10 protein-coding genes are annotated in these 6,391 nt (G+C 40.8%); 7 read left to right on the forward strand and 3 right to left on the reverse strand.

Translation table 11 applies throughout. The annotated features are described in order from the left end of the window. The 6 genes from Q1V93_RS08540 to Q1V93_RS08565 all read left to right on the forward strand — a co-directional run. A partial coding sequence (locus tag Q1V93_RS08540; RefSeq protein ID WP_300663762.1) for a hypothetical protein occupies positions 1-476 on the forward strand: 476 nt, incomplete at its 5' end. 109 nt (positions 477-585) lie between these two features. Further along, entirely contained in the window at positions 586-933 is a 348-nt protein-coding gene (gene rpsF / locus Q1V93_RS08545) for a 30S ribosomal protein S6 (protein ID WP_300663764.1), read from the forward strand. Positions 934-958: 25 nt separating this feature from the next. Further along, positions 959-1,222 carry a 30S ribosomal protein S18 gene (gene rpsR / locus Q1V93_RS08550; protein ID WP_013685774.1) on the forward strand — a complete coding sequence of 88 codons (264 nt, stop codon included), beginning with the start codon at positions 959-961 and terminating at the stop codon, positions 1,220-1,222. 32 nt (positions 1,223-1,254) lie between these two features. Continuing rightward, positions 1,255-1,701, forward strand: coding sequence for a 50S ribosomal protein L9 (gene rplI, locus Q1V93_RS08555; protein WP_300663766.1), 447 nt, complete (start codon positions 1,255-1,257; stop codon positions 1,699-1,701). 226 nt (positions 1,702-1,927) lie between these two features. Next, entirely contained in the window at positions 1,928-2,398 is a 471-nt protein-coding gene (locus Q1V93_RS08560) for a peroxiredoxin (protein WP_300663768.1), read from the forward strand. Further along, positions 2,385-2,873, forward strand: coding sequence for a YciI family protein (locus Q1V93_RS08565; RefSeq protein WP_300663770.1), 489 nt, complete (start codon positions 2,385-2,387; stop codon positions 2,871-2,873). Before Q1V93_RS08560 ends, Q1V93_RS08565 begins: the two co-directional genes overlap by 14 nt. 145 nt (positions 2,874-3,018) lie before the next feature. Here Q1V93_RS08565 and Q1V93_RS08570 read toward each other — a convergent pair whose 3' ends face one another. Genes Q1V93_RS08570 through Q1V93_RS08580 form a run of 3 tightly spaced genes read right to left on the reverse strand, consistent with a single transcriptional unit; the run spans position 3,019 to position 5,914 of the window. Then, positions 3,019-3,465, reverse strand: coding sequence for an SRPBCC family protein (locus Q1V93_RS08570; RefSeq protein ID WP_300663774.1), 447 nt, complete (start codon positions 3,463-3,465; stop codon positions 3,019-3,021). 9 nt (positions 3,466-3,474) lie between these two features. After that, positions 3,475-4,206 carry a LytTR family transcriptional regulator DNA-binding domain-containing protein gene (locus tag Q1V93_RS08575; RefSeq protein ID WP_300663776.1) on the reverse strand — a complete coding sequence of 244 codons (732 nt, stop codon included), beginning with the start codon at positions 4,204-4,206 and terminating at the stop codon, positions 3,475-3,477. Further along, complete coding sequence (locus Q1V93_RS08580; RefSeq protein WP_300663778.1) at positions 4,199-5,914, reverse strand: tetratricopeptide repeat protein; 1,716 nt, start codon at positions 5,912-5,914, stop codon at positions 4,199-4,201. Before Q1V93_RS08580 ends, Q1V93_RS08575 begins: the two co-directional genes overlap by 8 nt. 186 nt (positions 5,915-6,100) lie before the next feature. Here Q1V93_RS08580 and Q1V93_RS08585 point away from each other — a divergent pair. After that, a partial coding sequence (locus Q1V93_RS08585; protein WP_300663780.1) for a hypothetical protein occupies positions 6,101-6,391 on the forward strand: 291 nt, incomplete at its 3' end.

The following is a 6,391-nucleotide window of genomic DNA, read 5'->3' on the forward strand; positions in this document are numbered from 1 at the left end:
CTGTACCGAAAAAAAAGTTTGACGCTTCCTTTCCGGGAACGACTATAACAAGAAGACAAATTATTCAGGGAAGTAAGGGTCCCGAATACCTGGTTACCGAATCATTTGAACCTTCTTCCCTCAGCAAAATTGACAAATTCGGGAATACTGCTTATTGTGTAAATTACATCGATTTTCAGAGAGAGCCAATGAATCAAATGTCTGCGGATCTTAAAAAGAAATTTTTACATGACAGCTCATTAAAAAACCCGGTAATTCAAAACGGCGGAGAGGTATTAAGTATAAAAGAATCAACCATTGATGGCTTTCCTTGCTCAGAGATGCGTGCACTTATTTTAGGCGGTCAACTTGAATTTTATTCCAAAACTTTCTTTCGCGATAATTATCTCTATCAGGTGATCGTTCTTTCTTTACCCAAAAAGAGCAACAATGAGGCTTCAAAAAAGTTCATGGAGTCATTTCATCACCACAAATAGCACTTTTAACAAGTTTAAAATTAAGAATGTATTGATTTTATTCCTACCTTTGCACCCCGCTAAGTGTATCTTGGCGGTAATTTAGTATAAACAACAAATAAGTTTAATTATGAATTCTTACGAAACTGTTTTCATTCTTACTCCCGTTTTGTCTGAAGACCAGGCAAAGGAAGCAGTGCAAAAGTACGAAAGCGAATTGGCTGCCATGGGTGGTAAATTAACGCATTCTGAGAGCTGGGGCCTAAAAAAATTGGCTTACCCGATCCAAAAGAAATCAACTGGTTTCTATTTCTTATTTCAATTTGATGGCGAAGGTTCTGTAATCGCTGATTTGGAATTGGCTATGAAACGTGACGAGCGCATCATGCGATTCTTAACCGTGAAAATGGACAAGGATCACGTTGCTTACGCTGAGAAACGTCGCAAGAAAATGAGCGGTGCTCCGGTTGAAGCTTAATTATTTACCTTAAAAATTTAAGAACATGTCACAAAACGATATTCGCTATTTGACTCCGATCAACATCGAGATCAAAAAAGATAAATATTGCCGTTTCAAAAAAAGCGGAATTAAATTCATCGATTTCAAAGACGCTACTTTCTTGTTGCGTTTGGTAAATGAGCAAGGTAAAATTTTGCCTCGTCGTATTACCGGAACTTCTGCGAAATACCAGAAGAGAGTTAACAAAGCTATCAAACGTGCTCGTCACCTGGCTATCTTGCCTTACGTTGGCGATATGTTGAAATAGTCTTCACGTATTCATTTTAAAGACAAGAAATCATGGAAGTAATTCTTAAGAAAAATATCGATAAATTAGGTTACAAAGACGAAGTTGTAACTGTGAAGCCAGGATATGGACGTAACTTCTTGATTCCTCAAGGTTATGCTTCTTTGGCTACTCCTTCTGCGAAAAAAGCGCATGAGGATATGATGAAACAACGTTCTCACAAAGAATCAAAAATCGTTGCTGAAGCAGAAGCAATCGCAGCTAAATTGGTTGAGGTTACTGTAAAAATCAGTACGAAAGTTGGTGAAAACGGTAAAATCTTCGGATCTGTTAACACTGTACAATTGTCTGAGGCATTGAAAGCAGCAGGATTTGATATCGACCGTAAATCTTTGAAAATCAAAGACGAGCCGATCAAAGAAGTTGGTACATTCGAAGCTGAGGCAAACTTACACAAAGGTGTGAAGCCGGTATTCAAATTTGAAGTAGTAGGAGAATAAGATTTTCCGATTCAATATTGAAATCCCGTTGGTCATTGATCAGCGGGATTTTTTGTTTAATGACACTCTTAACGCTCTTTGCCACTTTGCAGTGTAATAACAATCACCTTCTTATTTTTTAACGCAAAGAAGAGAAGGACGCAAGGTGTAAATACATGAGTTAAAATATTTTCGCATCCAATTCATTCTTTTCGCATCTTTGTTTCACCAATTTAAAGACACAGTCATGGCAATAGCAGTAGGAGACAAATGTCCAACATTCGTATTAAAAGATCAAAACAACACAGACTTCGATATCAAAACCGTACTTGGCAAAAAAGTATTGGTCATTTATTTCTATCCAAAGGATGATACACCCGGATGTACGGCTGAAGCTTGTTCTTTCCGCGACAGTTATGAGGATTTTAAGGATCTGGGCTGTGAAGTGATCGGAATTTCCAGTGATTCTCCGAAAAAGCATGCTGAATTTGCTGCAAAACACCGTTTGAGCTTCACCTTGCTTGCCGATACGGAGAAAAGCGTCCGGAAGGCTTTTGGTGTGCCGGGAAATCTCTTCGGATTGATTCCGGGCCGTGTGACGTATATTGTTGACAAGCAGGGTATCGTGCGGCATGTCTACAATTCGCTGACGAATGCTGCGACGCATATTGATGAGTCGTTGAAAGCTGTTCAATCGATTTGTGATGAAAACAAGTAAGTATTTAGCCGGAATTCTGTTGATCGGATTACCGCTGGCTTCCCATTCCCAGGAAGAATTAAAGAAAGAAGCACCTGCTCAGCAAAAAGAGGTGTTTGACCCCAAACTTGCGAAGGAGCTTGGAGCGGATGAATACGGAATGAAACGTTATGTGATGGCATTTCTGAAACGTGGTCCGAATCAAAGTCAGAGTAAGGAAGAAGCGGAACGCTTACAGCGCGCTCACCTGGATAATATCGGGAAGCTGGCTGAACAGGGAAAATTGGTTGTTGCCGGACCTTTTCTTGATAATGGCGAAATCCGCGGAATTTATATTTTCAATGTCGAAACGGTTGAGGAAGCGGAAGCTTTGACTAAAACGGATCCTGCAATTCAAGCCGGAAGACTGGTGATGGAATTGCATCCGTGGTACGGTTCTGCAGCGTTGATGAAAATGGTTCAGATTCACAAAACGATTACGGAGAAGGAGATTTAGGTTTCCGGGTGATTCTCTCTCGTTTCAGGCATGAAAAAAGACGGATAGACATGCATCTATTAGCCCAGCAGGGACAAGCCCTTCAGCTCAAATCAGGTGTTGCCTTCGACTCCGATCAGTCAACCCATCATTCAAAGGACAGCTCTCAAAAACGCTCCTCCACTTTTTGAAAACGGTAATCGAAAAGACCTTCCAATTGCTTCCGGACAAACAACCAATGTACAAACCTTCCCAAAATTCCGAAAGGAAGCGAATAACTTACAATATCCGTCATTTCAACTCCTTCCTCCACTACTTTGAAATGATGCTCGTGGTGCCAGATTTTGTACGGTCCGCGGCGCTGCTCGTCTACAAAATAAGTCTGGTGCTCCACAACCGTGATTTCAGTTACCCAGGACAAGGGAACTCTCAATACCGGAGAAATTTTGTACGAAATCATCAATCCTTCATAAATTTCCGGAGGAACTTCCGTCAACACACGAAAGTTGATGTATTCCGGAGTAATGGTCCGGAGATTTTCAGGCGCACAGAAGAATTTCCAGCATGTTTCCGGATCTGTTTTCACCAATTGCGTACGTTTCAGCTGATACATCGGGATCGTTTAAAACAAATTCACACGTTCCAGCAATTCAGCACGATGCGCCTCACTAACCGGAATTTCTTTTCCGTCCAGCAGAATAAATTTCGGGTTGATCTGCTGAATGTGATTCAAATTTACGACAAATGAACGATGCACCCGGAAGAATTGATTTTTAGACAGTTTATTTTCCACATGCTTCAAGCTGTAGCTTACAACGTATTTGGAATCTTTGGTGAAGAGGATCGAATAATTATCACAGGCTTCGGCATACAGAATATCCGAATAAGCCAATTTGATCAGCTTTTGTTTGTCTTTGATAAAGAAATAGGTATTGATCAGGATCGAATTTGAAAATTCAACCTGCTTGTTTTGCTGCCTGATCTGAAAGGCGTGCCACGCCAGTTCCACCTGTGCATGCAACTCTTCTTTCTTGAACGGTTTCATGATCAAACCTGCGGGATTGGTCAGTTTTACCCGTTCCAATGTTTTTGAATCCGTACTGGAAGTAACAAACAAAAAAGGTTTATTGATCTGCTGATTGACAAAATGTGCCAGATCCACTCCGTCGGGGCCCGTTCCCAGGTTAATATCCAGGAGCAATAAATCCGGTTCGCATTGTTTCAATAAGTTTCGGGCTGATTCAAATGTATCTGCTTTTCCGAGGCATTCATACCCATTATCCAACAGGCATTGCTCCAGGTAATCGGCAATCAGTAATTCGTCTTCGACAATAAAAAGTTTGGGTTTAGTCATGGTACACTTTGTAGTTTGAAATATATAATTCCGTCTTCAATCCCTCATCAGAACTGGTTTCCACCAACTCTGCCTTCAGTTTTTTAGACATGGTTTGAATGAGCTTCGTACCAAAATTTGTTCCATTTTGCTTGCCAGACTTTCCGGCTCCGTTATCTGCAACGAATAAAACCAGTTGTTTTGCCTGTTCTTTCAAACGCAATTCGATTTCGGGGGTTTCCTGACCGGCAAAAGCATACTTACAGGAATTCGTCACTAACTCTGCAACAATCAACCCGATAGGAAGTGCGGTTTCGATGTCCAGGTTCAAATCTTCCAGTTCATACCGAATCCGAATCTGCTTACTGACTTCCTTTCTAAAATGATGAACCAGGTCATCCACCAATTCCCGCAAATATTCATCCATGTTAACAGCCCGGATATTGTCTGTCTGATACAATTTCTGATGAATCAGCGAAATGGCATTGATCCGGTTCAAACTGTCTTCAATCAGCTTCGCCGATTCCGGGTCTTTTAAATCGCGCGCCTGTAAGTCGAGAATTGCATGAACCATTTGCAAATTATTCTTTACCCGGTGATGAATTTCTCCCATCATGAATTCTTTCTGTTCCAGATTCTGCTGCGTCATTTCATATTTCTGCTCCAGGAGCTGATGGATTCGCTTTCTGTTCCGAACCAGCAGAAATAAAAACCCGGAAATAAGCAGGATCACAATCAAAACGACCATCAAAACAACGAGTTGCCTGGCATGTGCTTCAGACTGGATTTGCTGTTTCAATTTCGATTCTTTCAGTTTCTGTTTGTTCGAAGCCACATCATATTGCGCCTGCATTTCAGCCAAAGCACTACTCTTCTCTTCCGTAAAAAGTGTGTCTTTGAGATCCGCGTACCTTTTCTGATTCTCGTAAGCTTCTTTATATTTTCCTAAACCAGCATAACTATCAGACAAAGTATAATATACAAACATTTCCCGTTCCTTCGCACCGATTTTTTTCACCACTTCCAGGCTTTTCAAAGCGTATTCCTGTGCTTTCTCGTACTGTTTCAGATTGATATAAGCATTTGAAAGCCCGTTGTAAGTGGAAGTCAGATTCAGGTCGTTATCGTATTTCTTCGCAATAGCTGCCGCTTTCTCATAATATTCGATCGCCGTATAAAACTCTTCCTTATCGTGATAGAGTTTTGCCAGCGAATTATATGCCGGTCCCAAGCCTTGCGGGTAATCTTCTTTCTGATAAATGCCGATTGCTTTCCGGAAATTCTTTTCGGCGTCTTTTTCTCTACCCAGATACGTGAAAGTGATTCCCTGGTTGACCAGCACATCCGCCAAATCGATGTTCAACTTCAGTTTTTTACACAGTTCGATGGATTTCTTGTAGTACCCGTTTGCATTTTCGTACTGATATTGCGTAAAATAACAAACTCCCAACTGGGAATAGCAGTAAGACAAGTTCTCGTCGTCTTTTTCGAGCCGGAATAAATGAATCGCTTTCTGAAAATAATGGATCGCTATTTCCGGACTTCCTTTGATATCATTTGCAACAGCCAGGTTCATCAGGGCAAAGGCTTCTCCTGAACGATAATGACTCTTTTGGGACAAACGAAGTGCTTTTGAACTTAGCTCAATGGATTTTTCGACATCAACGGAATACAGAAATTCACTTTTTAAATTGAGCGCGTCAATTGTAGCGGTATCTTTTTGACCCAAGGCTGCAGGTATGATTAATAACCCAAAAACGAACAAAAGGAAATTACGAATCATCTTCACCCTAAAAATACTACCATTTACTAAGATTTCCGTGCTCCTCAACCCTTTTTTTTGACTGACACTCTTGCAATCCTGACTTTTGCACCCACACATGTGTTATGAAGAAAAAATTACGATCTCAGCTTCATGAGCTCACATTTACGCAACAATCTTTTCATCTCCTTATCCAAAACAACTCCTTGTATGTTCACCGAAATCATTCAATTCAAACATTGGACGTTTGAAATCCCCATCAAACTCAATCGAAAGATCTATTCCAATACCCTATGCGGTTATTCGGAGTTCCATGTGAAGGAATTCCGCTCGTTTTTCCGCTTCAGCGATGAAATTTTCACTCCCGAGCTGAAAGAGCTTCTTAGCAAATTCGGAATCGATTACAAAAAAGATACGCTGGTTAAAAAGCTGAACGAGGATGCC

The sequence above is a fragment of the Fluviicola sp. genome (assembly GCF_030151805.1).
Lineage (GTDB): Bacteria > Bacteroidota > Bacteroidia > Flavobacteriales_D > Crocinitomicaceae > Fluviicola.